Annotated in this window: 29 protein-coding genes and 1 pseudogene; 16 read left to right on the forward strand and 14 right to left on the reverse strand. The window is 71.9% G+C overall.

Annotated elements, in window-relative coordinates; translation table 11 throughout:
• Positions 1-45: 45 nt before the first annotated feature.
• The 4 genes from DZF91_RS14925 (at position 46) to DZF91_RS14940 (ending at position 5,506) form a co-directional block, all read left to right on the forward strand.
• Entirely contained in the window at positions 46-1,029 is a 984-nt protein-coding gene (locus DZF91_RS14925; RefSeq protein ID WP_117358073.1) for an ABC transporter substrate-binding protein, read from the forward strand.
• A gap of 25 nt (positions 1,030-1,054) precedes the next feature.
• Positions 1,055-2,683, forward strand: coding sequence for a benzoylformate decarboxylase (mdlC, locus tag DZF91_RS14930; RefSeq protein ID WP_117358074.1), 1,629 nt, complete (start codon positions 1,055-1,057; stop codon positions 2,681-2,683).
• Between the two features lie 70 nt (positions 2,684-2,753).
• Positions 2,754-4,127, forward strand: a complete 1,374-nt coding sequence (locus tag DZF91_RS43165; RefSeq protein ID WP_117358075.1) for an ABC transporter ATP-binding protein — start codon at positions 2,754-2,756, stop codon at positions 4,125-4,127.
• Positions 4,128-4,141: 14 nt separating this feature from the next.
• Entirely contained in the window at positions 4,142-5,506 is a 1,365-nt protein-coding gene (locus DZF91_RS14940) for a flavin-dependent oxidoreductase (RefSeq protein WP_117358076.1), read from the forward strand.
• A gap of 131 nt (positions 5,507-5,637) precedes the next feature.
• Here the strand turns inward: DZF91_RS14940 and DZF91_RS14945 are convergent, their stop codons facing one another.
• Together DZF91_RS14945 and DZF91_RS14950 are read right to left on the reverse strand one after the other, a co-directional pair.
• Complete coding sequence (locus DZF91_RS14945) at positions 5,638-6,384, reverse strand: translation initiation factor IF-2 (protein ID WP_147341158.1); 747 nt, start codon at positions 6,382-6,384, stop codon at positions 5,638-5,640.
• 64 nt (positions 6,385-6,448) lie between these two features.
• Positions 6,449-6,928, reverse strand: coding sequence for an NUDIX hydrolase (locus tag DZF91_RS14950; RefSeq protein WP_117358105.1), 480 nt, complete (start codon positions 6,926-6,928; stop codon positions 6,449-6,451).
• Between the two features lie 169 nt (positions 6,929-7,097).
• On the opposite strand from DZF91_RS14950, the pseudogene DZF91_RS14955 reads away from it, so the two are divergent.
• Positions 7,098-7,373 (forward strand): annotated as a pseudogene (locus DZF91_RS14955) (mycothiol transferase); the annotation flags it as partial.
• A gap of 53 nt (positions 7,374-7,426) precedes the next feature.
• Here DZF91_RS14955 and DZF91_RS14960 read toward each other — a convergent pair.
• Positions 7,427-7,990: a dienelactone hydrolase family protein gene (locus tag DZF91_RS14960; protein WP_117358079.1), complete on the reverse strand. Its 564-nt coding sequence runs from the start codon at positions 7,988-7,990 to the stop codon at positions 7,427-7,429.
• Between the two features lie 62 nt (positions 7,991-8,052).
• On the opposite strand from DZF91_RS14960, the gene DZF91_RS14965 reads away from it, so the two are divergent.
• Positions 8,053-8,643 carry a DinB family protein gene (locus DZF91_RS14965; RefSeq protein ID WP_117358080.1) on the forward strand — a complete coding sequence of 197 codons (591 nt, stop codon included), beginning with the start codon at positions 8,053-8,055 and terminating at the stop codon, positions 8,641-8,643.
• An 83-nt stretch (positions 8,644-8,726) separates the two neighbouring features.
• Here DZF91_RS14965 and DZF91_RS14970 read toward each other — a convergent pair whose 3' ends face one another.
• Complete coding sequence (locus DZF91_RS14970; RefSeq protein WP_117358081.1) at positions 8,727-9,302, reverse strand: TetR/AcrR family transcriptional regulator; 576 nt, start codon at positions 9,300-9,302, stop codon at positions 8,727-8,729.
• Positions 9,303-9,352: 50 nt separating this feature from the next.
• On the opposite strand from DZF91_RS14970, the gene DZF91_RS14975 reads away from it, so the two are divergent.
• Positions 9,353-10,177, forward strand: a complete 825-nt coding sequence (locus DZF91_RS14975; protein ID WP_117358082.1) for a class I SAM-dependent methyltransferase — start codon at positions 9,353-9,355, stop codon at positions 10,175-10,177.
• Positions 10,178-10,502: 325 nt separating this feature from the next.
• On the opposite strand, the gene DZF91_RS42035 is transcribed toward DZF91_RS14975, so the two are convergent.
• Positions 10,503-10,640, reverse strand: coding sequence for a hypothetical protein (locus DZF91_RS42035; protein WP_235834300.1), 138 nt, complete (start codon positions 10,638-10,640; stop codon positions 10,503-10,505).
• 286 nt (positions 10,641-10,926) lie between these two features.
• Between DZF91_RS42035 and DZF91_RS42040 the strand changes: the two genes are divergently transcribed.
• Both DZF91_RS42040 and DZF91_RS14985 read left to right on the forward strand, forming a co-directional pair.
• Positions 10,927-11,157 (forward strand): hypothetical protein, encoded by a 231-nt coding sequence (locus tag DZF91_RS42040; protein WP_235834301.1) that lies wholly within the window; start codon positions 10,927-10,929, stop codon positions 11,155-11,157.
• A 127-nt stretch (positions 11,158-11,284) separates the two neighbouring features.
• Positions 11,285-11,641 carry a nuclear transport factor 2 family protein gene (locus DZF91_RS14985; protein WP_117358084.1) on the forward strand — a complete coding sequence of 119 codons (357 nt, stop codon included), beginning with the start codon at positions 11,285-11,287 and terminating at the stop codon, positions 11,639-11,641.
• Between the two features lie 39 nt (positions 11,642-11,680).
• On the opposite strand, the gene DZF91_RS14990 is transcribed toward DZF91_RS14985, so the two are convergent.
• Positions 11,681-12,046: a MerR family transcriptional regulator gene (locus DZF91_RS14990; protein ID WP_117358085.1), complete on the reverse strand. Its 366-nt coding sequence runs from the start codon at positions 12,044-12,046 to the stop codon at positions 11,681-11,683.
• 77 nt (positions 12,047-12,123) lie between these two features.
• Between DZF91_RS14990 and DZF91_RS14995 the strand changes: the two genes are divergently transcribed.
• Together DZF91_RS14995 and DZF91_RS15000 are read left to right on the forward strand one after the other, a co-directional pair.
• Positions 12,124-12,996, forward strand: a complete 873-nt coding sequence (locus DZF91_RS14995; protein WP_117358086.1) for an NAD(P)-dependent oxidoreductase — start codon at positions 12,124-12,126, stop codon at positions 12,994-12,996.
• 108 nt (positions 12,997-13,104) lie between these two features.
• On the forward strand, positions 13,105-14,571 hold the full coding sequence (locus DZF91_RS15000) for an alpha/beta fold hydrolase (protein ID WP_158587948.1): 1,467 nt from the start codon (positions 13,105-13,107) through the stop codon (positions 14,569-14,571).
• A 17-nt stretch (positions 14,572-14,588) separates the two neighbouring features.
• On the opposite strand, the gene DZF91_RS15005 is transcribed toward DZF91_RS15000, so the two are convergent.
• Complete coding sequence (locus DZF91_RS15005) at positions 14,589-15,473, reverse strand: ADP-ribosylglycohydrolase family protein (RefSeq protein ID WP_117358088.1); 885 nt, start codon at positions 15,471-15,473, stop codon at positions 14,589-14,591.
• Between the two features lie 144 nt (positions 15,474-15,617).
• On the opposite strand from DZF91_RS15005, the gene DZF91_RS15010 reads away from it, so the two are divergent.
• Complete coding sequence (locus tag DZF91_RS15010) at positions 15,618-16,694, forward strand: methyltransferase domain-containing protein (RefSeq protein WP_117358089.1); 1,077 nt, start codon at positions 15,618-15,620, stop codon at positions 16,692-16,694.
• A 15-nt stretch (positions 16,695-16,709) separates the two neighbouring features.
• Here the strand turns inward: DZF91_RS15010 and DZF91_RS15015 are convergent, their stop codons facing one another.
• Positions 16,710-17,351 (reverse strand): hypothetical protein, encoded by a 642-nt coding sequence (locus tag DZF91_RS15015; protein WP_147341159.1) that lies wholly within the window; start codon positions 17,349-17,351, stop codon positions 16,710-16,712.
• Between the two features lie 88 nt (positions 17,352-17,439).
• On the opposite strand from DZF91_RS15015, the gene DZF91_RS15020 reads away from it, so the two are divergent.
• Positions 17,440-17,892, forward strand: coding sequence for a MarR family winged helix-turn-helix transcriptional regulator (locus DZF91_RS15020; RefSeq protein WP_117358091.1), 453 nt, complete (start codon positions 17,440-17,442; stop codon positions 17,890-17,892).
• Positions 17,893-17,943: 51 nt separating this feature from the next.
• Here the strand turns inward: DZF91_RS15020 and DZF91_RS15025 are convergent, their stop codons facing one another.
• Complete coding sequence (locus tag DZF91_RS15025) at positions 17,944-19,452, reverse strand: ricin-type beta-trefoil lectin domain protein (RefSeq protein WP_117358092.1); 1,509 nt, start codon at positions 19,450-19,452, stop codon at positions 17,944-17,946.
• Between the two features lie 116 nt (positions 19,453-19,568).
• On the reverse strand, positions 19,569-20,693 hold the full coding sequence (locus tag DZF91_RS15030; protein WP_235834305.1) for a methyltransferase domain-containing protein: 1,125 nt from the start codon (positions 20,691-20,693) through the stop codon (positions 19,569-19,571).
• A 735-nt stretch (positions 20,694-21,428) separates the two neighbouring features.
• On the opposite strand from DZF91_RS15030, the gene DZF91_RS15035 reads away from it, so the two are divergent.
• Complete coding sequence (locus DZF91_RS15035) at positions 21,429-21,806, forward strand: hypothetical protein (RefSeq protein WP_117358094.1); 378 nt, start codon at positions 21,429-21,431, stop codon at positions 21,804-21,806.
• 37 nt (positions 21,807-21,843) lie between these two features.
• Here DZF91_RS15035 and DZF91_RS15040 read toward each other — a convergent pair whose 3' ends face one another.
• From DZF91_RS15040 to DZF91_RS15050, 3 genes are read right to left on the reverse strand one after another with little or no spacing between them, the layout of a single operon-like run.
• Positions 21,844-22,041: a DUF397 domain-containing protein gene (locus tag DZF91_RS15040; protein ID WP_117358095.1), complete on the reverse strand. Its 198-nt coding sequence runs from the start codon at positions 22,039-22,041 to the stop codon at positions 21,844-21,846.
• Positions 22,038-22,244, reverse strand: a complete 207-nt coding sequence (locus DZF91_RS15045; protein ID WP_117358096.1) for a DUF397 domain-containing protein — start codon at positions 22,242-22,244, stop codon at positions 22,038-22,040. Before DZF91_RS15045 ends, DZF91_RS15040 begins: the two co-directional genes overlap by 4 nt.
• Entirely contained in the window at positions 22,228-23,094 is an 867-nt protein-coding gene (locus DZF91_RS15050) for a helix-turn-helix domain-containing protein (RefSeq protein ID WP_117358106.1), read from the reverse strand. The genes DZF91_RS15045 and DZF91_RS15050 overlap by 17 nt, the downstream gene beginning before the upstream one ends.
• A 249-nt stretch (positions 23,095-23,343) precedes the next feature.
• Here DZF91_RS15050 and DZF91_RS39810 point away from each other — a divergent pair, with 249 nt between their 5' ends.
• Together DZF91_RS39810 and DZF91_RS39815 are read left to right on the forward strand one after the other, a co-directional pair.
• A complete protein-coding gene (locus DZF91_RS39810) occupies positions 23,344-23,679 on the forward strand; it encodes a hypothetical protein (RefSeq protein ID WP_158587950.1) in 336 nt (111 codons plus the stop codon).
• Positions 23,676-24,065 carry an ATP-binding protein gene (locus DZF91_RS39815; RefSeq protein ID WP_158587951.1) on the forward strand — a complete coding sequence of 130 codons (390 nt, stop codon included), beginning with the start codon at positions 23,676-23,678 and terminating at the stop codon, positions 24,063-24,065. Before DZF91_RS39810 ends, DZF91_RS39815 begins: the two co-directional genes overlap by 4 nt.
• Before the next feature lies 1 nt (position 24,066).
• On the opposite strand, the gene DZF91_RS15060 is transcribed toward DZF91_RS39815, so the two are convergent.
• The gene (locus tag DZF91_RS15060) at positions 24,067-25,710 is read right to left on the reverse strand and encodes a bifunctional 3'-5' exonuclease/DNA polymerase (protein WP_117358107.1); all 1,644 of its coding nucleotides are present in this window, start codon (positions 25,708-25,710) and stop codon (positions 24,067-24,069) included.
• Positions 25,711-25,741 lie beyond the last annotated feature (31 nt).

The following is a 25,741-nucleotide window of genomic DNA, read 5'->3' on the forward strand; positions in this document are numbered from 1 at the left end:
CGACCCCCCGCTAGTCCCTCCCCCCGCACCCATCAAGGAGTTCATATGCGGTCGCTTCGACGACTCACCGCTGTCGCGGCGGGCATCGCGCTCGCCGGGTCCTCCCTCGCCGCCTGCGGCGGGGACGACAGCAGCGGAAGCAGCAAGGGCCTGGAGCACGGCGGCAAGATCACCGTCGCCTCGCTGCCCCTGGTGGACGGTGCCGCGCTCTACATCGCGCAGTCCAAGAAGCTGTTCGAGGCCGAGGGCCTCAAGGTCACCATCCAGCCGGTGCAGCAGTCCACCGCGGCGCTGCCCGCGCTGAAGGCCGGCCAGGTGGACGTCATCGCCGGCGCGAACTACGTGTCCTTCCTCAGCGCCAACGACCAGGGCGCGCTGCACCTGAAGATCCTCAACGAGGGCGCGACGCTCACCTCGAACATGATGAACGTCATCGTCAAGGCGAACTCCCCCATCAAGGAGCCGAAGGACCTGGAGGGGAAGAAGGTCGCGGTCAACATCCCCAACAACATCCAGAGCCTGACGCTGGACGCCATCCTGCGCGCCAAGAACGTCGACCCGACGAAGGTCAAGTACGTCAAGGTGCCGTTCCCCCAGATGAGCCAGGCTCTCGACAAGGGCGACGTGGACGCGGCGCACATGGTCGAGCCGTTCCTCTCCGACGCGCAGAAGAAGAACGGCGACCGCGTCGTCGTGGACGGCGGCAGCGAGCCGGTGAAGGACATGCCGATCTCCGGCTACGTCAGCACCCAGGAGTTCGTCTCCAAGAACCCCAAGACGGCCGCCGCGTTCCAGCGCGCGATCCTCAAGGCGCAGGCCATCGCCGCGGGCGACCGCAAGCAGGTGGAGCAGGTGCTGCCCGGGTACGCGCGCATCCCGGCGCAGGTCGCCCCGGTCATCACGCTGCCCGGCTACCCGACGTCCAACAACGAGACGCGCCTCCAGCGGGTCGTCGACCTGATGACGGCCGCCAAGCTCCTCAAGTCGAAGCCCGACATCAAGTCGCTGCTCTTCACCGCGCAGTCCTGATCCACCTGAAAGGCACTTCTCCGTCATGACGGAATACACGGTCCGCGACGCCTTCTACGACTACTGCCGTCGGGTGGGCATGACGACCATCTTCGGCAATCCCGGCTCCACCGAGCTGAAGATGTTCACCGACTGGCCCGACGACTTCGAGTACGTCCTCGCCCTGCAGGAGACCGTCGCGGTCGCCGCGGCGGCGGGGCACGCCCTCGGCACCGGCCACGCGGCGCTCGCCAGCCTGCACTCGGCGGGCGGCGTGGGGCACTCGCTCGGGGCCGTCTTCAACGCCTACCGGGACCGGGTCCCCGTCGTGATCATCGCCGGCCAGCAGGGACGGGCGATGCTCCCGTACCGCCCGTTCCTGGGCGCCGACGAGCCGGCCGAGTTCCCGCGCCCGTACGTCAAGTCCAGCCTCCAGCCGGCGCGCGCCGAGGACGTCCCGGTCGCGCTGGCCGAGGCGCACCGGATCGCGATGACGCACCCGCGCGGCCCGGTCTTCCTCTCCATCCCCGAGGACGACTGGGACAAGCCCGCCGAGCCGGTCGAGGTCCGGGAGGTGCGCGGCGACTTCACCGCGTCGCCCGAGGCCCTCGCCGAACTCGCCGAGGCGCTGAACACGGCCCGCAACCCCGTGCTCGTCGTCGGGTCCGGCGTGGACGACGAGGGCGCCATGCCCGAGGTCGTCGCGCTGGCCGAGCGGACCCGCTCGCACGTGTGGATCGCGCCGCTGTCGGGCCGGTCCGGGTTCGACGAGACGCACCCGCTGTTCCGCGGCTTCCTGCCGCCGGTCCGCGAGCACATCGTCGGCCGGCTCGGCGAGCACGACCTGATCGTCGTGCTCGGCGCGCAGGTCTTCGCCTACCACGTGCACGGCGAGGGCCCGTTCGTCCCCGAGGGCGCCCGGCTGTTCCACCTGGACTGCGACCCCAAGCAGACCGCGTGGGCGCCGACCGGGACCAGCCTGCTCACCACGGTGCGACCCGCCGTGGCCCAGCTGCTCACCCTGATCGACGACGAGGCCGCCGACCGGCTGGGCCGCACCGAGCCGGAGCGGCGCGGCCTGCCCGCGACGCCCATGGCGACCGACCCGATGGACGTCGGGCTCGTCCTCGACGGGATCCGGGAGGCGCTGCCGGAGGGCACCGTCATCGTGGAGGAGGTCCCGAGCTACCGGGACGCCTTCCACGCGCGGATCCCGATCAACCAGACCGGCGGCTTCCTCACCACGGGCAGCGGGGCGCTCGGCTGGGGCCTGCCGGTCGCGGTCGGCCGCGCGCTGGAGGCGAAGCAGGCCGGAACCGGCGAACGCGTCGTCCTCGTCATCGGCGACGGCTCGATGATGTACTCCGTCCAGGCCCTGTGGACCGCGGCGCAGCACGACGTGCCGCTGACGATCCTCATCCTGAACAACAGCGGGTACGGCGCGGTGAAGGCGCTCGGACGGCGGCTCGGCATGCAGAACCCGCCCGGCTCCGACATCCCCGACCTGGACTTCGCCACCGTCGCCGGCGGCCTCGGCGTCCCGGGCCGGAGGATCGGCTCGCCGGACGAGCTGGACAAGGCCCTGGAGGAGTCGCTGACGCACTCCGGGCCGTACCTGCTCGACATCACCGTGGCCTCGGACAAGTCCCCGATGTACCAGCCCTGGGCCCAGTGACCCGCGCCGGGGCCGCCCCGCGCGCGGGGCGGCCCCGGTCTTCCCCAACGACTCCGAGAAGAGGACGCTCGTGCTGGAGATAGCCGACCTCACTCATTCCTATGCCGACGGGCACACGGCGATCGACGGCCTCACTCTCAGCGTCGAGGACGGCTCGCTGGTCAGCATCGTCGGGCCGTCCGGCTGCGGCAAGTCCACGCTGCTGCGCTGCATCGCCGGACTCATCAGCCCGAGTGGCGGGACCGTCACCCTCAACGGCAGGCCCATCGACGGCGTGCCGGACGACCTGGCCGTGGTCTTCCAGGACTACAGCCGCTCCCTGTTCCCGTGGATGACCGTCCGCGACAACGTGGCGCTGCCGCTGAAGCGCAAGGGCCTGTCCCGGTCCGCGCGCCGCGAGGCGGCCGACAAGGCCCTCGCCGAGGTCGGCCTCGAGGGTGCGGGCCGCAAGTACCACTGGCAGCTGTCGGGCGGCATGCAGCAGCGCGTCGCGATCGCGCGGGCGCTGGCGTACAAGCCGTCCCTGCTGCTCATGGACGAGCCGTTCGGCGCGGTCGACGCCCAGACCCGCGAGGACCTGGAGGACCTGGTCCTCAAGCTGCACCGGTCCGAGAAGATGACGATCCTGCTCGTCACCCACGACATCGACGAGAGCGTGTACGTGGGCGACCGCGTCGTGGTCCTCGGCAAGTCCCCGACGAGCGTCCGCGCCGACCTCCCGGTGGACCTGCCGACCGAGCGCGACCAGATCGAGACCCGCGCCGACCCCGAGTTCATCCGGATGCGCGCGGAGGTCGGACGCCTCATCCGCGGCACCGCCGTCGCCGAGGACGAGACCGGGACCGCTCCGGAGACCGCCGCCGAGCCGGACGAGGCGGAGACCGCCGCGCCCGCGGAGTCCGTGGAGACGGCGGAGACGGCGGAGACCGCTGAGACGGAGACCGCGAAGAAGGACGAGGACGCGAAGTCGGAGGACGCGAAGTCCGAGACCGAGACGTCCGAGACCAAGGCCGAGACCGAGACCGAGACCGAGACCGCGGAACAGGCGCCTCCGGCCAAGCCCGCCCGCAAGCGCAGGTCCCGCAAGGCCAAGGCCGCCGAGAAGGCCGCCGAAGCCGAAGCGACCAAGGACGAGCCCGCCAAGGACGAGCCCGCCGCGGACGCCCCCGTCGAGGACAAGCCCGCCGAGGACAAGGCGTCGGGCGACAAGCCCGAGGAGAAGGCCACCGACGACGGAGCCGTCGAGGAGCAGCCCTCCGAGCCCGAGGCCACCAAGGACGAGACGGCCAAGGACGAGACGGCCAAGGACGAGACGGCCAAGGACGAGACGGCCGAGAAGAAGGCGGCCGAGCAACCGAAGCGCGCCAAGAACGGTCGGAGGCGAGGCCGGAAGAACGCGGGCACCGTCGTGGAGGCCGCTTCACTCCGTCAGGGCACCGAGTAGGCGGAGAAAGAAGGATGCGCGTACTGGTCGTCGGCGCCGGGATCGGCGGTCTGACCGCCGCGCTCGGCCTGCACGTCAACGGCATCACCGCGCAGGTCGTCGACTCGGTGACCAGGTGGCTTCCGCTCGGCGTCGGCGTCAACCTGCTGCCGCACGCCGTGCGGGAGCTGACCGAGCTCGGGCTCGGCGACCGACTCGCGGACCTCGGCATCCCGCCGTCGCGGATGGAGCACCGCGACCGGCACGGCGGGCTGATCTGGGCCGAGCCGCGCGGGACGGCGCTGGGCTACCGCTGGCCGCAGTACTCGATCCACCGCGGCGAGCTGCAGATGGCGCTGCTGGAGGCGGTCCTGGACCGGCTCGGGCCGGACGGCGTCCGCACCGGGACCGCGCTGGTCGGGTTCGAGCAGGTGGGCGGCGTCGTCCGCGCGACGCTGCGGGACCGGGCGACCGGCGCCGAGGAGGTCGTCGAGGCCGACGTGCTGATCGGCGCGGACGGGCTGCACTCGACCGTCCGGAGGACGCTGTACCCGGACGAGGGCGCGCCGCTCTGGAACGGGATCCGGATGTGGCGCGGCGTCACGGCGGGCGAGCCGATCCTGGACGGCCGGTCGATGCTGGTCGCGGGCTGCAACGCCACGACCAAGCTCGTGGTGTACCCGATCTCGGCCCGGCACGAGCGCGAGCACGGCACCGCGCTGCTCAACTGGGTCGCCGAGGTCAGGTCGCCGGACGAGACGGCGGGGACCGCCGACTGGGACCGGACCGGCGACCTGGCGGACCTGCTGCCCCACTTCGCCGACTGGAGGTGGGACTGGCTGGACGTTCCGGCGCTGCTGCGGGGCGCGGAGCGGATCCTGGAGTACCCGATGGTGGACCGGGACCCGCTGCCGCGCTGGACCCACGGGCGCGTCACCCTGCTCGGCGACGCCGCCCACCCGATGTACCCGATCGGCTCCAACGGCGCGTCCCAGGCCGTCCTGGACGCGCGAACGCTCGCCTACGAGCTGGCCCGCGCGGGCGACGCCGACGAGGGGCTGGCGCAGTACGAGGCGGCGCGGCGCAGGACCGTCAACGCGATCGTGCTGGCGTGCCGGGACATGCCCGCCGACCGCGTCCTGCACACCGTGGAGCAGCGCGCGCCCGACGGCTTCCACCGGATCGAGGACGTGCTGGCGCCGCACGAGCTGGAGAGCATCGCGGGCGCGTACCGGCAGACGTCCTTCCTGGATGTCGCGGCGCTCAACGAGCGTCCCTCGTACACGCTGGCGAGGGTCGCGAGCACCGAACCCGGCCCGCCGACGTCCGGAACCGTGCCCGCCCCGGCCGGGAGCGGATCACCGGGGACCTCCGAAGGGGCCGACGACAGCCGCCCTTGACCGGCTGGTTCTCCTACCCGGACCCCCGTCGCGCATGAGCACGGAGGGGGTTTCGCCTTGTCACCCCACGGCTACCGCACCATCACGCTCACCGACCACGGCGAGTCCCCTGGCGCTGCTGCCGGGGGTCGTCAGTGCGGCGGCGGCATCGGGCTGATGGCGTTGCCCGCTGAGCACCCGCCCTCCCCCGGCATCCGCTGGATGGTGGACGGGACGAACACGTCGGTCCTGCCGGGCGCGACGCGTACGAGGACGCAGTCCAGCGCGCCGTCCAGATACGGCTTGACGGTCAGCGAGACGCCGACGGTGTCGCCCTGCGTGAGGTATTCGGTGATGATCGCCGGGTCCAGGCGCAGCGCCTCCACGGCCCGGCGGACCTTCGCCTCGTCGGCGCGCCCGCCCTTCGGGACGCCCGGGACCGCCTTCCGCAGCCGCGCCACCGACGGCAGTTCGGGGTCCTTCGGCCAGGGGCCGAAGGTGAGCGGCGGGTTCGGCGGGCAGTCGACCTTCGGCGGCGTGGTGTCCCACTCGACCCGGTCGGAGACCCGGAACTCGAAGCAGGGCCTGGCGACGACCTCGTCGGCGTTCATGGCGTCCGTCGCCCGCCCCTCCACGCGGATGATCAGCCGGACGCCGTCGCCGTCACGCCGGGACGTCCCGGACACCTTCAGGACCTCGGCGTCCTTCATCTCGGACGCGCGCCGTCCGATGTCCCGGGCACGCCACAGCGACCGGGCGCCGATCAGGACGTTGCTCATCCGGCGCGCCGTGTCGCGGGCGTTCGAGACGGCCTTGTTCTCGGCGGTCGGCGTCAGGCCGCAGGCGGTGAGGGACGATACGAGGACGAGGCCCGTCAAGGGCACGAGAGGTCTGCGCACCCGTCCATCCTCGAACGCGCGTCCGAGACCGCATATCCGCTCACATACTCAGATCGCGGCCGGGCTACTCCCCGGCCGGCCTGCTCGACTTCAGGTGCGCGGCGTACCGGGCGATGATCGGGCGCTCGGTGGCGAGGACGTCCTCCGGGACGTCGTCGATGTCGAAGAACCGCGCCTCCCGCGCCTCCCGGGGATCGACGTCGAGGACGGCGTCCGAGCGCACGCGGGCGAGGTAGGCCGCCGTCACGGTGTAGATCTCGTCGCCGTGCGGGAACCGGTAGTAGTACTCGGCGCCGGAGAAGACGTCGAGCAGCGTGAGCTCACCGAGCTCGACGCCGACCTCCTCGCGCACCTCGCGCCGCGCGGTCTCCTCGAAGGACTCGCCGGGTTCCATGAGCCCGCCGGGCAGGCACCAGCCGGAGCCGTCCGCGCGGTCGAGCAGCAGCAGCCGCCACGCCTCGTCCACCAGGACGGCCGAGGTCCTCGGCAGCAGCAGGGGCCGGGTGCCGACGAGCCGCCTCAACTCACGGGCGTAATCCGTCACCCGTCCATCCTCCTCCCCCGCGCGTCCGGACCGCCAGACCGCGTGGATCATTCGCCGTCCGGCATTCCACGGCCGCCGTCCGGAACGTCCGAAGAGGAGGCCGCGCCGCCGCGCCCCTTCGTGCGGAAGGGGGCGGTAGGGGCGCGGCGGCCGGGGGGCGTGGCGGCACTCGGACGCGCTCATCGCCGACCTGGAGCTGGACGCGGTCGGCCGCCTCCCCTGGGGCGGCGGGCCGGAGCTGACGCTGCACCGCGTCCTGGTGCACATGATCGGCGAGACGCACCGGCACGTGGGGCACGCCGACATCGTCCGCGAGCTGGTGGACGGCGCGGTCGGCCGGCGTCCGGACGGCGGCAACATGGCCGAGGGCGACGCCGCCTGGTGGGCCCGGTACCGCGACCGGCTGGAGCGCGTCGCCAAGGAGGCGTCGGCGCACGACCGCTAGCCGCGGCCGTGGCAACGCCGGGCGATCGGTGGCCGTGGACGCCGGGACGGCGGTCAGACGGCGGTGGGTTCCAGGGCGCGGAGGAAGTCGAGCGTGCGCTCGACGAGCCGTCCGGTCGCGTCCGGGTCGTACGACGGCAGGGACGAGTCGGCGAACAGGTGGCCGGGCGCGTCGTAGAGGTACAGCTCGGCCCCGGCGGCCTGCACGAACAGGTCGTACTCGTCCTGCGGAGCCCACGGGTCGTCCCGTCCCACGTGCACCTGCGCGGGCTTGCCGACCGGCCACGGGACGTCGAAGAACCGCGGCGGGATCGCGCCCTCGTAGAGCAGCGCGCCGCGCGCGTCCGGCCGGGTCTGGGCGAGGTACTGCGCCGCGACCGCGCCGAACGAGAACCCCGCGTACACCTCGGCGGTGACGGCGCCCGCGCGCCGCATCGTCTCGGCGGTCCCGAGCTCGCCCTCGGCGTAGGCGACGCCGTCCTCGAGCGTCGGGAACGTGCGGCCCTCGAAGAGGTCGGGCGTGACCACCTCGTGGCCCGCCGCGCGCAGGGTCTCGGCGAACTCCAGGACCCCGGGCGTCAGCCCTTGGACGTGGTGGAAAAGGGCGACACTGACCATGCCCGGCACACTAGCGGGAAACGGGTGGACATCGGCACGGGTGCGGCCGTCAGACTGGCCGCATGACACAACCGCGCACCGACACCAAGAGCCACCTGCACGAATACCTCGTCGCGGGCCGTGACGCCCTGCTCTGGAAGCTGGAGGGGCTGTCCGAGTACGACGTCCGCCGTCCGATGACCCCGACCGGGACCAACCTGCTGGGCCTGGTGAAGCACCTGGCGGGCGTCGAGTCGCTGTACTTCGGCGAGACGTTCGGCCGTCCCTTCCCCGAGCACCTGCCCTGGATCCAGGACGACGCCGAGGCGAACGCCGACATGTGGGCGACCCCCGACGAGTCGCGCGCGGACATCCTCGGGCTGTACGAGCGGGTGCGCGCGTTCGCCGACGCGACCATCACCGAGCTCCCGCTGGACGCGCCGGGCCGCGTCCGCTGGTGGCCCGCCGAGCGCGCGGACGTGACGCTCGACCGGATCCTCGTCCACGTGGCGACGGAGGTGCACCGGCACGCCGGGCACGCCGACGTCGTCCGCGAGCTCATCGACGGGATGGTCGGGATGCGCGTCGGCCGGGAGAACATGCCCGAGAGCGACCTCGCCTGGTGGGCCGACTACCGCGACAAGCTGGAACAGGCCGCGAAGGCCGCCGGGTAGAGGCGCGACGACGCGGCGGGGAGCGCCGCGGTGATGCGGCGGGGAGCGCTGCGGTGATGCGGCGCTGCGCTCCCGGGCGGCGGTCAGCCCGTGAGGGTGACGGTGGTGGCGACGATCTCGCGGAGGGTCGCGTCGCCGCCGTCGCCGCTGGTGAAGTGCATGTGCGCGCTGCCGACGAGCATGAGGGCGAGGGTGTCGGCGCTCGCGCCGGGGGCGACGCGGCCGGCCGCGCGTTCGGCCTCCAGGTACTCCGCGATCATGGCGGTGCCCTGGGTCAGGACGGGCAGCCCCGGCAGTCCGGCGGCGCGCAGCCGGGCGCGCAGGCCGTCCCGGGAGGTGACCAGCGCGACCATCGCCACGGCCACGGGACTGAACAGCGCGGTGATCGCTGCGGTGAGGTTGCCGACCACCTCGCCGGTCCCGGCGGCGGCGACGAGCGCGGCGCGGTCCGCCTCGACGCGCCGCGTCCGGTCCTCGACGAGCTCGGCGAGGAAGGCGTCGAAGTCGGCGAAGTGCCGGTGCAGGACGCCCTTGGCGACGTCCGCCTCGGCGGTGACGGCGCGGCTGGTCAGCGCGTTCGGGCCGGCGGCCAGCAGGACGCGCTCGGCCGCGTCGAACAGGTGCTGGCGCGGGTCGCGGATGGCCACTCCGGTCGGCATGCGCGGCGGTCCCCCTTGTTGAGTGGGCAGGTGCCCATTAATGTGGGCGCATGCCCACTCTACCGTCCGGGCCGCCCCGTCCCTTCGCGGGGCGCGAGGCCCACCAGGCCCGCGAGATGGCCGAGTCGTTCGGCGCGTCCGCCGCCCGCTACGACCGCGCCCGGCCCGCCTACCCCCAGGCGCTGATCGACCGGATCGTCGCCGCCGCGCCCGGCCGGGACGTCCTCGACGTCGGCTGCGGCACCGGTATCGCGTCGCGCCAGTTCCAGGCGGCGGGATGCGCGGTCCTCGGCGTGGACGCCGACGCGCGCATGGCGGAGTTCGCCCGCTCCCGGGGCCTGGACGTCGAGGTCGCGAAGTTCGAGGAGTGGGACGCGTCCGGCCGGACGTTCGACGCCGTCGTGTCCGCGACGACGTGGCACTGGCTGGAGCCGGACGCCGCCGCCGCGAAGGCCGCCGAGGTCCTGCGTCCGGACGGTGTGCTCGCCGCGTTCTGGCACCTCTTCGAGCCCGAGTCCGAGGCCGCCGAGGCGTTCGCCCCCGTCTACTCCCGCGTCCTGCCCGAACTGGAGGCCCTGAGCCGTCCGAGGGCGAACTCGAACGGGGCGAAGGCCATCGTGGAAAGAGCGTCCGAGGGCATCCGCGCGACCTCCGCGTTCACCGGCCCGGAGACCTGGGAGTACGAGTGGACGCGCCGCTACACGCGCGACGAGTGGCTCGACCACGTCCCGACCACGGGGGTCGCCCCGCACATCCCCGCGCCGAAGATGGACGAGCTGCTGGACGGGCTCGGGCGGGCCATCGACGGCCTGGGCGGCTCGTTCACCGTGAACTTCACGACCAACGCGCTGGTGGCCGTCCGCCGGCATCCCTGACACCGACCGTCCTCGCTACTCCTAACGGTCCGCCGGGTCGTCCGGCGGACCGTTTTCGCCTGTCCCGGCGAGCTGCGGGCGCGCCGGACGACCTGGCCGTCGGTCGGGCGGACCTGGGGTTTCCCTTGATCGAGTTCCGGGGAACGACTCGGGGAGACATCACATCGTCGCTGGTCAGCCGAGGGTTGGCCGGATCTGGAGTGCGAACACGGTGGTGTTCGCCGCCGTCCGGTGCCGCGAGCGGCAGCCGGCGGTCACCAGGCGGGCGGCGGCCAAGAACGGGCGCCCTGCCGACGTCCGGACTCCCACGGGAACCGAGAAGGGCTCACTGGATGAAGATCACTCGATGGCTCTCCACCACCGCTCTCACCGCAGCGGTCGGTGTCGGCGGCATCGCCGCCCAGCCGGCCTTCGGCGGCAGCGCCACCCAGCCGGCCTTCGGCCGCGACGGCGGCCACGCCACCCGGACCTCCTGCCCTCGACACCACTCACGGTGTCCGAGAACCTGCCACTGGCACGACCGGGGATGCTCGGGCTCCTGTCCTCGGCATGACGAGTGCTCGGGGCGGGTCGGCCCGACAGGCCCCGAAGGCCCGCCAGGACCCGAGGGCCCGCGCGGTCCGACGGGCCCCACGGGACCGGCGGGTGCGCAAGGAGCGACAGGCCCCGCGGGAACGCAGGGAGCGACAGGCCCGACAGGCCCTACTGGTCCGACCGGCGCGAACGGCGCCTCCGGACCCACGATCACGGTGAACGGCACCCCTGTCCCGACGAACGGGGTGGCCGTGGCCACGGCCCAGTGCCCCTCCGGCTACACGGTGGTCAGCGGCGGATACACACCCCAGCCCAACAGCTACGCGGGACTCGGGGAGAAGGGCCATCCCATCAACAACAACACCGGCTGGGAGGTCCCCACCACGCTGGACAACACTCCCGGTGCCACGATCACCGCCTGGGCGATCTGCCTGCCGGTCGGATAACTCGGGCACCTGGGGCGGCGGGGCGCGGGACGACCGTCCGGGCGAGGCCCGGGACGAGCATCCGCGCGAGGCGCCCGACGAGCGTCCGCGCGAGGCACGGGACGACCGTTCGCGAATACTGGTCGGCATGGATGCGAGAGCACACGCGGATCAGTGGCTGGCCGGTTGGGAAGCCCGCGATCTGGACGCCGTCATGGCGTGTTACGCGGAGGACGTCGACTTCGCGGCGGCCACGGTCGTGACCCGCTGGGACCGTCCGGACGGACGGTTGCGGGGCAGGGCGGAGCTGCGCCGCCACTTCGAGCGGGGCCTGGAACTCGCGCCGGCGCTGCGGTTCACCGAAGAGGCGTTCCTGACCAGTCCCGGCGGATACGCCCTGCTGTACTGGCGCGAGAACGGCAACCGAGCTCTGGACGTCGTCGAACTGGACGAGCACGGTCAGGCGGCCCGAGTCCGGGCGTTCTACGAAAAGGCCCAGTCCTAGCCGCTTCCGACGCCTTGCCGCGCCACCTCCTGGGCTTCTTCAGGCGTCCTGGAGGTGGCGCTCGGTGGCCGCGATGAAGTCGTTCAGCGTCTCGCGGGTGCGGGTGAGCGTGTCGATGTGCTCGTCCAGGCCGCCCAGGCGGGCGCGGAGCATGTCGATGAGCTCGGCGCAGGGTTCCACCACCGCGTCGGGGCCGGTGGCGCAGGGCAGGATGTAGGCGATGTCCTGCGTGGACAGCCCGGCCGCGAGCAGCCGCCGGATCTGCGCCACGACCAGCACGCTGTCGGCGGCGTACTCGCGGTAGCCGTTCGGCCTCCGCTCCGGCGCCAGCAGCCCCTGGGTCTCGTAGTAGCGCAGCTGGTGCGCGTTCACCCCCGTCCTCCGGCTCAGCTCCCCGATCCGCACCGCGCTTCCCCCTTGACCTTCATACCGGTGTGAACGTTGAGGATTCTGCCATCGGTCACCACGAAAAGGCGGAAACCATGGACAACCACAACAGAACTCCCGTCACGGTCCTCGGCCTCGGGCTGATGGGGCGGGCACTGGCCTCGGCGTTCCTGCGCGCCGGTCATCCGACGACGGTCTGGAACCGGACGGCGTCGAAGGCCGAGGGGCTCGTCGCCGAGGGGGCGACCGCGGCCGGCTCGGTCGCGGACGCGGTCGCGGCGAGTCCGCTCGTGGTCGTGTGTCTCACCGACCACGCGGCCGTCCGCGACGTCCTCGACGCGACCGGTGGCTGGGACGGACGGGTCCTGGTGAACCTCACGTCCGGGACGGCGCGGGACGCGGGCGACCTGGCGGCCTGGGCGGAGCGTCAAGGAGCCGCCTACCTCGACGGCGCGATCATGGCCGCGCCGGATGTGATCGGCGGGGACGCCACCATCGTCTACAGCGGCCCTCGTGCCGTCTACGACGCGCAGGCGGCGACCCTGCTGAGCCTCGGCTCAGGGGCGCGGCACCTCGGCGAGGATCCCACGCTCACCGCACTCCACGAGACGGCCGCCCTGAGCCTGATGTGGAACATGCTGAACGGCTTCCTGCACGGCGTGGCGCTGCTGAAGGCCGCGGGCGTGGACGCCTCGTCGTTCGCGCCGCTCGCCGTCCAGGGCGTCGAGACCGTCGCGGCCTGGCTCCCCGGTTACGCGCGGCAGGTGGACGACGGCGAGTACCCCGGCCTGGACTCGTCCCTGAACACGCACGTCGCCGCGATGCGCCACCTCGTCGAGACCAGCGAGGCGCTCGGCGTCAGCGCGGAGCTGCCGAAACTGATCGAGGACATCGCCGGACGCGCCGTCGCCGAGGGACGCGGCGGCGAGGGATACGCGGTGCTGGTGGAGCAGTTCGCCAAGCCGTGACCGCGGAGGACCCTGGGGCTGGGCGGAAGGCCGCTCATCCCGTCGGCTGATCGTGCGTCAGCCCGAGGGTGGATGAGCGGGAGAAGCGGTCTCTGTAGCGTCCCCCGCATGAGGAGATCACGTTGGGTGACACTCGCCGTCGCGGGACTGACCGCCACCGCCTCGGCTTCGGGAACCGCGCTCGCCGCGCCGTCCACCGCGCCCGCACCCGCTTGGGGGCCCTGTCCTGGCGGCGGGCGGGCGCGGTGCGCGGACGTCACGGTGCCGCTGTCGTGGGCCGACCCGCGCGGACGGATCATCACGCTCCGCCTGTCCCGCCTGTCCGCGCTCGACCGGAAACACCGGATCGGCACCCTGCTGGTCAACTTCGGCGGCCCCGGCGCGCCCGGCGCGGAGCTGGTCGCCGAGGGCGGCGAGGCTCTGATGCCCGCGCCGCTGCGGAACCGGTTCGACATCGTCGGCTTCGATCCGCGCGGCGTCGGCGCGAGCACCGCCGTGACCTGCGGCGGCCCGGCCCTTTCCGCCGACGTGCCGGTCTTCCCGCACTCCCCCGCCCAGTTCGCCTCGGTCCGGCGGCAGAGCGCGGCCTACGGGCAGTCGTGCGTCAGGAGCTCCCCGCCCGGCCTGGCCGCCCACGTCGACACTCCGAGCGCGGCCCGCGACATGGACGCGATCCGTGCCGCGCTCGGTGAGAAGAAGGTCAGCTACCTGGGGCTCTCCTACGGGACGTATCTCGGCCAGACCTACGCCCGCCTGTTCCCGCACCGCGTCCGCACGATGGTGCTGGACGGCGCGATGGACCACGCCGTCGGCCCGCGCGACTTCCTCTACGAGGAAGCGTCGGCGCTGTCCACCGTGTTCCGCCGGTTCGCCGCCTGGTGCTCGGCGTCCGCGTCCTGCGCGCTGCACGGGCAGAACGTCCTCAAGGTCTGGGACGACCTGCTCGCCCGCGCCGCCCGCGCGCCGATCCCGGCCCCGAACACCAAGACCGGTCCGAAGGCGATGGACGACCAGGCGATCCGGATGGTGCTGCCGAACCTGCTGATGTTCGGCCCGTCCGCGGTGCTCCCCTCGTCCTGGACGGTCCTGGGCGACGGCATCGCGCGCGCACGAGCGGGCGACGCGTCCGTCCTCGCCGACAACACCATGGTCGGCCAGCCTCAGGACGCCTACGCCGCCATCGGCTGCCAGAGCTTCCCGCCGCAACTGCGCGGCTACGCCGACACCGCGTCCCGCCTCCGGCACGTCCGCGCGATCTCCCCGCACACCGGCGGCGCGTCCGAGGCGTGGGCGCTGACCGACCTCTGCGCGTCCTGGCCCCTCCCGGCGTCCGACCCGTGGGGCCCGCAGCGGGTCACCGGGACTCCCCCGATCCTGATCACCAGCACCCGGTACGACCCGTCCACCCCGCTGGTCTGGGCCCAGGGCCTGCACCGCGAGATCGCCCGCAGTCACCTGCTCGTGGCCGATACCAGCGGCCACACCGCCTTCTTCAATTCCGCCTGCGCCCGAACCGCCCAAGCGACCTACCTGGTGACCGGCACCGTCCCCACCACCCCGACCTGCACCTCGTAACCCGCCGTCCACGCGGGTCAGGCGCCGGAAACCCAGTCCGGAAGCGGCTCCACCGCGGCTCGCCACGCCTCGGGCAGTCGGCCCGGCTCCATCCCCGAGGCGACGATGCCGCCGACGATCGCGCAGGTCGTGTCCACGTCCCCGCCGGCGGACGCGGTCGTCCAGAAGGCCCGCTCGAAGTCGCCGAGGTTCCGGGCGGCGGCCCAGACCGCGAACGGCACCGTGTCGTGGGCGGCGACGGCGCGTCCGTTGCCGAGGACGCGGGCGACGGTCTCAGCATCCGACAAGGTCAGCAGCCGCCGCGCCTCCTGAAGCCCGTCGCGCACCGTCCCGGCCGGGACGAACTCGAGAACCCCGTCGATGAACGGTCCCGGCCGCCGCGGCCCCGACGCGGCGAGCGCTGCGGCGACGGCCACCGCGACCGCTCCCGCGACGGCCTCCGGGTGGGTGTGCGTGACGGTCGCGGAGAGCGCGGCCTGCCGAGCCGCCTCGGCCGGATCGTCCGCGAAGTACGCGCCGAGAGGAGCGACACGCATGGCGGCCCCGTTCCCCCACGAGCCGGACCCGTCGAACGGACCGGCCGCCAGCTCGCGCCAGTCGCCGCCCTCCCGCACCAGCCTCAGCATCCGGTTCGTCGCGGGGCCGTACCCGCGGTCGAAGTCGTGCCGTTCGGCGAAGGACGCGGCGAGCGCGTCCTGCTCGACGCCCCCGTGGACGGCGAGGACGAGGTAGACCGAGCAGGCCATCTCGGTGTCGTCCGTCCACTGCCAGGGCGAGGGCGGCAGCGACCGGGCGTCCAGGTGCGGACGGTTGGAGGGAACGAAGAACTGGGAGCCGAGCGCGTCCCCGAGCGCCAGCCCGAGCAACGAGCCTCGGGCCCGCAGGAGTCGATCATGTGGCATCCCCCCATCGTCTCGCCCCGGACGCTCGAACACCGCACTTGAGTCGTGGCTTGATCGCTAGGGCCAGGGGATGCCAGGCGTCACCCCGCCGCGACATTCGGCGACCGCTTGCTCACTGTGCGAGCGCGAACGGACAATGTCCGTGTGGACTTCGGCGGGGTGAAGGTGCCGGAAGCGTGGGCCGAGGCAGCGCATGCGGTGCCTCGGGAACGGTTCATTCCGGCTGTGGCGCTGGTCGGTGCGCTACCGGACGATCCCGCTTCGTGGATCGACCGCGATCTCGACCCAGCCGGTTGGCTCCGCGCGGTGTATTCGGACGTTGCAATCGGCGTCCAGCTCAATGACGGCGCGCTCGACATCAAGGACAAACCCGGTGACCCGTTCGCCGTGGCCACCAGCTCCTGCTCGGCGCCGAGCCTCGTGTTCGCCATGCTCGAACTGCTCGCTCCGGCGAAAGGCGACGTCGTCCTCGAAATCGGCACCGGCACGGGCTGGACGGCCGGTCTGCTCGCCTCACTTCTCGGCGAGAACGGCGTCGTCAGCGTCGAGATCGACCCTGCCATCGCCGCCCAGGCCCGAGCCAACCTCCAGAGCGTCGGCCTCATGCCGTCCGTCATCGTCGGCGACGGCGCACTCGGGCACCCCGAACGCGCACCCTACGATCGCGTCCACGTCACCTGCGGTGTCACCCGCATCCCGTATGAGTGGGTCGGGCAGTCGAAGGCCGGTGGCGTAATCGTGCTGCCGTGGACGCCTGGCTGGCAGACGGGCCACATCGTGCGGCTCACTGTCAACGACGGCATCGCGACTGGACGCTTTCATGGGCCGTCCGGCTTCATGCCGCTGCGTTCCCAGCGTCCACCGGAGGACCCGATCAGCGGCGAGCCCCGCGAGTCGGTGAGCACGCTCGACCCGCACGACCTCGCGTCCGCACCGGAGGGTCTTTCGTTGGCTGTCGCGGGCCTCCTCCCGGACGTGCGGGGCCACGCCGTCACCAACGCGGACGGCACCCTGCGCGTCGCGGCGAGGCAGGGCGACTCCCACGCGCTCGCGATCTTTCCCGGCGACGCGTCCCGCGCGGAGGTCGTCCAACGCGGTCCGCGCGACCTGTGGGACGAGCTGGAAGCGGCCGTCCACCAGTGGAACGCCTGGAACCGTCCGACCCCCGACCGCTTCGGCCTCACCGTCACCCCCGAAGGCCAGCACGTCTGGCTCGACTGACCGCACCCGGGGGGCTCAGGTCCAGGGGAAGTGGGTGGTGACCGGGGTGGGGGCCGGGAGGGACTGGTCGGCGGCGATGCGCTTGACCGATGCCGGGGTCTCGCCGATCTGGAACGCGGACACGCGGTCCCCGATCCGCACCGCGGCGTACGAGCCCTGCTCTGGCACCTCGTCCGGGATCGCTATCTGGTGCGCGCCGGCCGCGAGCTCGCCGTTGAAGACGAGCGTTGACTGCGCGACCGGCTCTGGCGGCACGAACCTCGCCCAGAGCCCTTCGACCATGACGGAGGCGGCGGCGTCCAGCGTTATGTGGAACGCCCGTGCGCTCGCGTCGTACTCCACACCGGAGGCCGCTCCCTTCGCGAACTCCTCGACCTGCGCGATCAGCAGTGGGGCGATACCGCCCAACCCCTGCATGAAGGTCACCTGAGGGTTGAGTTCACGGATGTCGGCTCGCATCCGCTCCTTCTTCTCCGGCGGCACCATGCCGCCGAAGATCACGAGGTCGGGCTCGCGGACGTCGTAGTCGTCGAGCAGCGTGTCGAACTGGTTGGTGGCGTTCGCGGCGTATCCCCGTTCGCGCAGCATCGCCACGGCGTCCACCAGCACTGAACCGGTACGTCCGATGATGAGTATGCGCAGCGTGTTGGTCGACATCCCCGCCCCAATTGTTGGCTCTACCAATGTTGGCGCGTCCAACATAACAACCGTTGGGCGCGCCAACAAGTGGCCTACACTCGGGGCCATGCGCGAGCACGCCGCACCGCAACGCACCCCGGACCGGCTCAAGGACCGCCCCACATGGCTGCTGGGCCAGGCCGCCGCGCGGGCGTCCGCGCTGCTGGCCGCGGGTTTCGCCGAGCACGGGAACGGGCTGCGCGGGTACCACTACCGGCTTCTCGTCGCGCTCGAGCAGTGGGGGCCGGAGAGCCAGGCCGACCTCGGCCGCGACACCGGCATCGACCGCAGCGACGTGACCGCCGCCTTGAGCGACCTCGAAGGACTCGGCCTCGTGGCACGCGAGATCGACCCCGCCCATCGGCGTCGGAAGATCGTCTCGATCACCGCCGCCGGCTCGGCGACATTGCGCGAGCTGGACACCGTGCTCGACGGCATCCAGGAGGAATTGCTCGCCCCGCTGTCGGCGGCCCAGCAGAAGCAGTTCGTCGAGATCATGCGGCGGCTCAACGGCCACTGAACGAGCGGAGGAAGACCCCGGCGTCACCGGGGCCTTCCTCCGCGGGCGGGGTCAGGCGAAGCGCTGGGAAGCCGAGCCGTTGCAGGGCTGCAGCGCCACGGCCTTGTCCGCGACCGGCTGCGTCAGGCACAGGCCGTTCGCGGTGGCCGGACGGATGGTGCCGTCGGACGGCATCGTCCACTGCTGGTTCGTGCCGCCGTGGCAGTCCCACAGGATGGCGGCGGTCGGGGCGGCGATGTCGCGGGAGTCCAGGCACCGGTCGTGCGACAGCCCGCTGTGGATGGACTTGTACGCCGGGTCGTACCACCAGGTCTGGTTGCGGCCCCCGTGGCAGGCCCAGCCGACCACGGCGGTGTAGTTGCGCGACGAGCCGCCGTTGGCGTCAACGCACTGGCCGGTGGCCTGGTTCTTGAGCGGCTTGAACTTGTCGTCCCACGCGCCGGGGTAGAGCTTGGCGGTGTTGGTGGACGCGGGGTCGGCGCACGACGCCTCGCGCAGCCCGGAGTCGTAAAGCTGGCTGAAGCACGACGCGAACGCGCCGTGACCTGCGGCGTTGGGGTGGTAGGACTGCCGGACGGAGTTCTCGTCCGGCGGGAACGAACCGTCGTAGAAGAAGCCGCGCGCCCAGGTCGTCTCGGTGCAGACCTCGTGCCCGTGGAACAGCCGCGAGGCGTCCAGGTAGATCGCGCCGGACTGCTGGGCGGCCCTGCGGATGCCGACCTCGAAGGCCGGGACGGCCGCGTTGCGCCCCCAGGCCGCGTCGGAGTCGTAGCCGAGGCAGCCGCCGGGGAGCTTGCCCGGGAAGTTCGGGTTGTCGGCCATGTCGGGGCTGATGGGCGACGGGTAGCTCATCAGGACGAGCTTGTAGGAGTCGTCGGTGTACCCGGCGTCCCGCATGACCTTCTTGAGGTCGGTGACGGTGGCCGCCACCTTCGGCACCATGCCGTCCACGCGGGCCTGCCAGCCGGGGGCGTAGGTCGGCTCGCACGTGCCCTTGGAGAGGATCCAGCGCTCGACGCAGTCGGTCATCACCGGGCCGAACTGGATGTCGTCGTTCGCGCCGACGACCAGCACGACCATCTTGAGGCGGGTGTTGCGGGCCTTGATCGCGAGGTTGTCGCTCTGGACGAGCTGGTCGGCGTACTGCTTCACGCCGCCGATCTTGATGTGGTAGGTGGCCGCGCCCGAACAGGAGACGTTGGTGGAGACGTCCGCCGGGATGGTGGTGCGGTAGATCGCGGCCTCCTGCGAGCGGTGGCACCAGTTCGTCGGGCCGGCGGTGTCCGGCCAGTAGGAACCGGCGCCCTCACCGGAGATCTCCGAGTCACCGAGGGAGATCAGACCGGTCTTGCGCTGGGCCATCGGGCGTTCCTCCGGGCTGCCGTACAGCTTGGTGGCCTCGGCCGCGCGGATCTGCTCCAGGTCGGCGGGCAGCGGCGTGCTCGCCACCACGGCCGTGGTGGGGGCGGCGCTCGCGGAGGGGACGGCGAGGGACAGGAGGGAGAGGGCGGCGGTGGCTGCGACGAAACACGTCCGCAGCCGTGGCCGGGGGTGGGACATGGGGGACCTCCCGGGCTGGGTGTTACCCCCGGTAATAACCCGGCCGGCGGCTCCCCGGAAGACCCAACATGAAAATCACTCAACTTTTTTCCGCCCCCGCGCGAGACGCGAACGCCTCACAGCCAGCCGACTGGAATGTCGGGCCGGTCAAGCCAAAGGGTCTGCTCGTGGGCCCTCACCGTCAGCCCGAAACGTTCGACCGTCGGGGACCCGGCCCCCAGCCAAGTCGCGCGCGCCGCTTCAGCGACTTCCCAGACGTCCCCGGAACCGCCGAACCTGACGAGGCCCACACCACGACGCGGGACGGTCGCCCACGACCGGTTCGCGATGAGCGTCACCTCGTCCGCACCTGGGAAGACGATCAGGCCCGGCAGTTTGGCCCACACCATCAGCCCCAGCCCCTCGGCCATCAGCGCTTCGCCCGGCACTGCCGTGGCGCGGCGGCGGGCGCGGGTCTTGTCGAGCGCGGGCGGCTCGGGGTAGCCGGACGCGTCGCCGTGCCGGGCGGGCATGAAGCCCGCGCGGCAGGGCAGCAGGTGGCCGCTTGCCGATCCGTGGTCCACGGTGAGCTTGGCCAGGCCGCCCGTCCAGAGCGCGCCGGGTGGCCGCAGGTCGGCGAGAATCAGGCCGCCCGGGACGGTCTGCTTCACCCAAGCCCACGGCACACGCGGGAACGACACCGTCGCGATGATCCGGTCGAACGGGGCTCGCTCGGGGTAGCCGTCCTGACCGTCGCGACAGCCTGCGACCGGGTCGTACCCGGCGGCTTTCAGGTGCCGCCAAGCGGTCGTGGTGACGTCCGGATCGACGTCGATGGTGCACACCAGCCGGTCTCCGAGGCGTTCGCACAGCAGCGCGGCGTTGTAGCCGGTACCGGTGCCGATCTCCAGCACCCGCATCGCGTCCAGCAGGTCCAGCTCGCGCAGCATTCGCAGCATCAGGCTGGGAGCGGTGGAACTTGAGACGGCGAAGGTACCGCCGTGATGCTCGGCAAGGCGGGTCACCAGCGTCTGGTCGCTGTAGACGGCGCTCAGGTAACCGGGCGTCCGCGACGTGACAGGCGGCCCATAGCCGGTCGGGGTGGACGGAAAGAACGTCGGGACGAACAGATGCCGAGGGACGTTGACGACCGCCCGGTGCAGGGCCGGGTCAGTGAGGACGCCATCACGGGTCAACCGGTCGCCCAGCTGGACAGCGTAAGGTTTCCAGTCCTCCGCTGGCCCCTCGGGCATGCCCTCCATCACCGAAGACCCCTCATCAGCCTCCCAGCGATCGCGACGGCGTTGGCCACGAACGGAGGTCACCCAGCGACATGGAACGATCACACCTTCTTCGCAACGCCAGGATGACATCTCGGAGGCTTCCGGTCCGTCCTTGCCGAACCACGTCACTGCGGACGGCCCACATCAGCGCGCCGGCGTCACACTCGGCCGGTGTGCGGCAATTGTCTCTAGCGGTCGGCCGCTCTAGCGTGCGGGGATGAGTGGCGGACACGTCTACCTGGTGACGGTGGACGAGCACGGCTACCGGGTGCGTGGGCGGCGGCGCGGCACGCATGCGCTGTACCGGGAGCTGCTGGCCGGTCCCCAGGGTCTCGCCGACGACGGTGAGAGCTGCGGCTGGGTGAACGCGACCTGGTGGAACGGGGTCGTCCTGCTGGACGAGCGGCGGCGGCTGCTGCTGGTGCACCTGGCCGAGGATCCGCCGCTGCCGCGCGGTGACCTCCTGGAGGTCCGGGCGTGGCTGGCAGCGGTCGCCGAGCGGTGGCCTGGATGGAGCGTGCGGTGGGCGGCGCGCGGGCTGCGCGAGGCGCTGGACCACCTGCGCTTGCCTTACGACACGGTGTGGGACCTGGAGGAGAATTCGCGGCCACTGCCCGCCACCTGGAGGAGAATTCGCGGCCACTGCCCGCCGGGTGGGCCGACTCCCCCACCGAGGACGACGACTTCGGACGTGTCGCGCCAGTCCTCGTCGCCGTGCGCGAGCACAGCGAGGCGGCGCCGTGGTTCGCCGGGCGCTGGAGTCCGGGGCTGGAGCAGGTGCTGCTGGCCGGACCGGGCGTCGTGCTCGCCGAACGGCACCGGGGACAGCAGAGCGCGGTACTGGAGGCCATCCCCTGGAGCGGGATATGCATGGACGTCCCCAGGCGGCGGCTCGACTGGTGGTCGCTGGAATGTGCCATCGAAGTCGAGGCTGTGAACGCCCGCTGGCCCGGGTGGACGCTGACCGACCACGGCGACCGCTTCGAGGACGTCACGCCCCTCGCCGGCCCCGAACTCCTCATCGACGCGGGCACGCAGACCGACGCCGCACACCGCGTCCACGCCGCACTGCTGTCCCACCCGCGCCGCTGAGCGCCACAGCCAACCAACCGCGTCCGCCAGGCTTATGTCAGGGACGCGCCTTCACCGCTGAGGTGAACGTCCGCCACTCGTCGAGAGAGACAGCCAGCCTCGGCCCCTCCGGGTCCTTGGAATCACGGACGGCGACGCGCAGACCAGCGTCTGCGATCTCCACACAGTCGGAGTGCTGCGCTGAACTGTGGCTGCTCTTTCGCCAGTTGAGGCCATGTGTCTCGTGGACGTTCACGTGACTGGCCCCTCTTTGATCGCGGTCATGAACGCTCGCCAGTCGGTTGAGGAGACGGACAGATTCGGGCCGCCTGGATCTTTGGAGTCCCGCACGAACGTGGTCCGGATGAGTGCGGCGACTTCCACACAGTCAGAGCCGTTCGGCGTGCTGTGGGTGCTCTTACGCCAGGTCAGTATGGAACTTTCAGGCACAGTCGCCATGCTGGGAGACCTCCTTGGCGGTCGCGGCGAGGAAGGCCGCCGACTCGCCCGGCGACCATGCCGCGTCGCTGACGTCTTCAAAGAACCGGCCAATCCGGTCAACGTGGAGCGAACTCTCAATGTAGATCTCTCCACCTGCAGTCTCAACGTAGGCGACGTCCGGATCCTCGGGCTCGTGATATCCGAGAACGACGAAACCGCCGTCCAAGCCCGCGTGCATCCCGGCCGAGAACGGCAGAACCTGCACCGTGATGTTGGGGCGTCGGGCCGCGGCTTCCAATGAGGCCAACTGCTCGGCCATGACTCCCGGCGTGGTGGGACCCCGCCTGATCGCAGCCTCGTCCAGTACGACGTGCAAGCTCGGCGCCGACGGGCGCGAGAGCAAGGCCCTTCGCGCGAGTCTGGCTTGAAGGCGCCGCTCCAGCGTTATGCGGTCGAGGCCCACACCGCCTGCCGAGAGGAGCGTGTGGGCGTAGGCATCGGTCTGGAGCAAGCCTGGGATCACCTGGGGATACCAGCCTCGAATGCTCGAAGCCTCGTCCTCAAGCGCCACGAAGGACGACTGGAAGACATCGGAGTATGCCGTCCACCATCCGCGTTGGCGTGCTTGCCGGGCGAGGTCCATGAGCGCCGCACGGTCGGGCAGGTCCGCGCCGTAGAGGTCGAGCGCCGCGCTGACGTCGGCGGGCGTGGGGCGGGTTCTGGCGGCTTCGAAGCGCACCAGTTTGGTGCGTGACCAGCCGAGCCGGTCGGAGGCGGCCTCGGTCGTGAGGCCGGCGCGCTCGCGGTGCTTGCGCAGTTCGCGGGCCAGGCGTCGGTGACGCACCGTAGGGCTCTTGATACCGGTCATGACGGGAGCATGCGGCAGCCGCGCGGAGCGCTGCAACCGGATCTACAAAAAATCATGGACCAACTGCACTGATGCATGGACAAGCGCGCCGCGACGGGTTCACGATAAGCGAGCGCAACCAAGTGACCACAGATAGTGATCACCGCCCGGTGCGGACGTCCGCTGCCGGGTTGAGAAGCCGCCGCGCGGCCGGGTGTGGATTGGAGCCCTCCCCCGGCCGCGCGGCCCATCCTCACAAGGAGGACGCACATGAGAATACGACGGTCAGCGGGCGCGCGGGTCGTACGCGCGGACCTCGAAGACCATCACCTCGGACGGCTCGCCTGGGCCTTGGCCGAACACGGCTGGATGACCTCCACCCTCCCCTGGGAACGCCCCAGGCTGCTGCGGGTCTTCCACCCGCTCGTCCCGCACATCGGCGAGTCCGTCACCGTCCGCAGGCAGCGCGGCCGGCTCTACTTCCTCGACAGCTCCGGCCACACCCTCGCCCACGTCACCAGACTCGACCGGGCCGTCGCCGGACTCGACACGCGCCTCGAACCTTGCAGCCTCGCCGCCCTCGTCCCGACCCGGACCACCACGTGACCGCCTCCCCGGGCGTGAGGCACCTCCAGGTCTTCCCGTCCGACACCGAGCACGTCGCCGCCGCCCGCCACTGGGTCGCCAAACTCCTCGGATCCGCCCACCCCGCGCTGGACGACTGCATCCTCCTGACGTCGGAGACCTGCACGAACGCGGTCATCCACGGCGGCGGGAACAGCGTCGAGCTGTCAGTCGAAACCGACGGACAGACCGTGACCGTGGCCGTCGTGGACGGGGGCGGCGGGACACTGCCGCACTACACCGACGACCCCTGCGGCCTGGGCGGACGCGGCCTTCCGATCCTCGAAGCGCTCTCCGAGGACTGGGGGTTCGACGTTCTGGACGACGGACGGCTGCGGGTCTGGTTCCGCTTGGCTCCTCCGTCGTGAGTCACTTGGCGTCGGAGTAGCGCTGGACCACGGCCGCCTCCATCGGGAAGACGACCGGGGTCTCTCCGAACAGGAGGCGGCCCGCCTCTTTCGCGGACGCCTCGATCGCGGCGACGACCTCGTCCGCCAGAGAAGTCGGCGTATGCACGATGACCTCGTCGTGTTGGAAGAAGACCAGGTGCGGGTCGCCTAGCGCGGTGAGGCGTTGGCGGAGTCGGGCCATCAGGGTCAGGGCCCAGTCGGCGGCCGTCGCCTGGACGACGAAGTTGCGGGTGAAGCGGCCCCGGCTGCGGACGGCCGAGGCCGAGCGGGTGTCCTCGCCCGTGGACGTCAGTTCGCGCCAGTCGGCGGACGGCGGCGGGCAGGTCCGGCCCAGGCGGGAGCGGACGAGGTGACCTCGTTCCCCCGCCTGGGCCGCCGCCTCCACGAACTCGAACGCGTCCGGGAAGCGCTTCTTCAGGACGCCCAGCAGTTGCACGGCCTCGCCCGTTCCGCCGCCGTACATCGCCGACAGCAGCGCGAGTTTCGCCTTGTCGCGGGCGGTCAGGTCGGCGGACGGGGTGAACACGTCGGCCAGAGCGGCGTACAGGTCGCCCTGGGCGGCGGCGTCGGCGAAGGCTCGGTCGCCCGCGAGCGCAGCGAGGACGCGCGGCTCCAGTTGGGCCGCGTCCGCGACGACCAGCGACCAGCCCTCGTCCGCCACGACCGCCGAGCGGAGGACGCGCGGGATCTGGAGCGCGCCGCCCCCGTTGGTCGCCCAGCGCCCCGAGACGACGCCGCCGACCACGTACTCCGGACGGAACCGGCCCTCGTGCACCCACGTGTCGAGCCACGCCCATCCGTGGGCGGTGTGCAGGCGGGACAGTTCCTTGTACTCCAAGAGGAGGGGCACGGCCGGGTGGTCGATCTCCTTCAGGACGTATGCGCGGGTCGTCTTCACCGGGTGGCCGACCGCGGCGAACGCCTTGACGATCTGCGCTGGCGAGTCCGGGTTCACGTGGCGTCCGAACGCGGCGCTGATCTTGTCCGCCAGCTCCTGGAGCCTGCGGGGGCGCAGCCCGCCGGACGGGCGCGGCCCCAGCATCTCGGTCAGCAGCGCGTCGTGCGCGGCGGCCGACCAGGGCAGACCTGCGTGCGTCATCTCGGCGGCGATCAGCGACCCCGCCGACTCGGCCGCGCAGAGCAGCGCGAAGCCGGGGACGCGGGCGATGCGGCGCTGCTGCTCGGCGTGGACGGCGACGATCTGCTCCAGGTCCTCGCCCTCGTCCTCCTCGTCATCGAAGAGGGACGCCTGCGGACCGGATTCGGCGGGCGGACGGTCGTCCGGGACGGGCTCGCCGCGCATCCGCGCCCACGCCGCCGCGACCGACCGGGGCTCCCCGTACCGCCCGTCGTAGCCGGACAGCAGGCTCTCGGTCAGCTCCAGGTCGTGGCACCGCTCGACCCGGACGCCCGCCTCGACCAGCGCCCGGTACACCCGCGCGGACGACGACCACACCCAGCGCGGACGGTCGGCGCGCTGGCGCTCGGCCACCGCCGCCACCAGCGACGGCACGGACTCCGCCGCCGCCAGGGGCGTGCCGTCGTCGGCGAGGGGTCGTAGCGCGCCCCCGCCTCCGGCCCCGATGGCGATGGCGATCCTCACCGGCACATTGTGCCGTCCGGGTCCGACAGAA

Origin of the sequence: Actinomadura logoneensis, from assembly GCF_003428695.1 — a bacterium.
GTDB lineage: Bacteria > Actinomycetota > Actinomycetes > Streptosporangiales > Streptosporangiaceae > Spirillospora > Spirillospora logoneensis.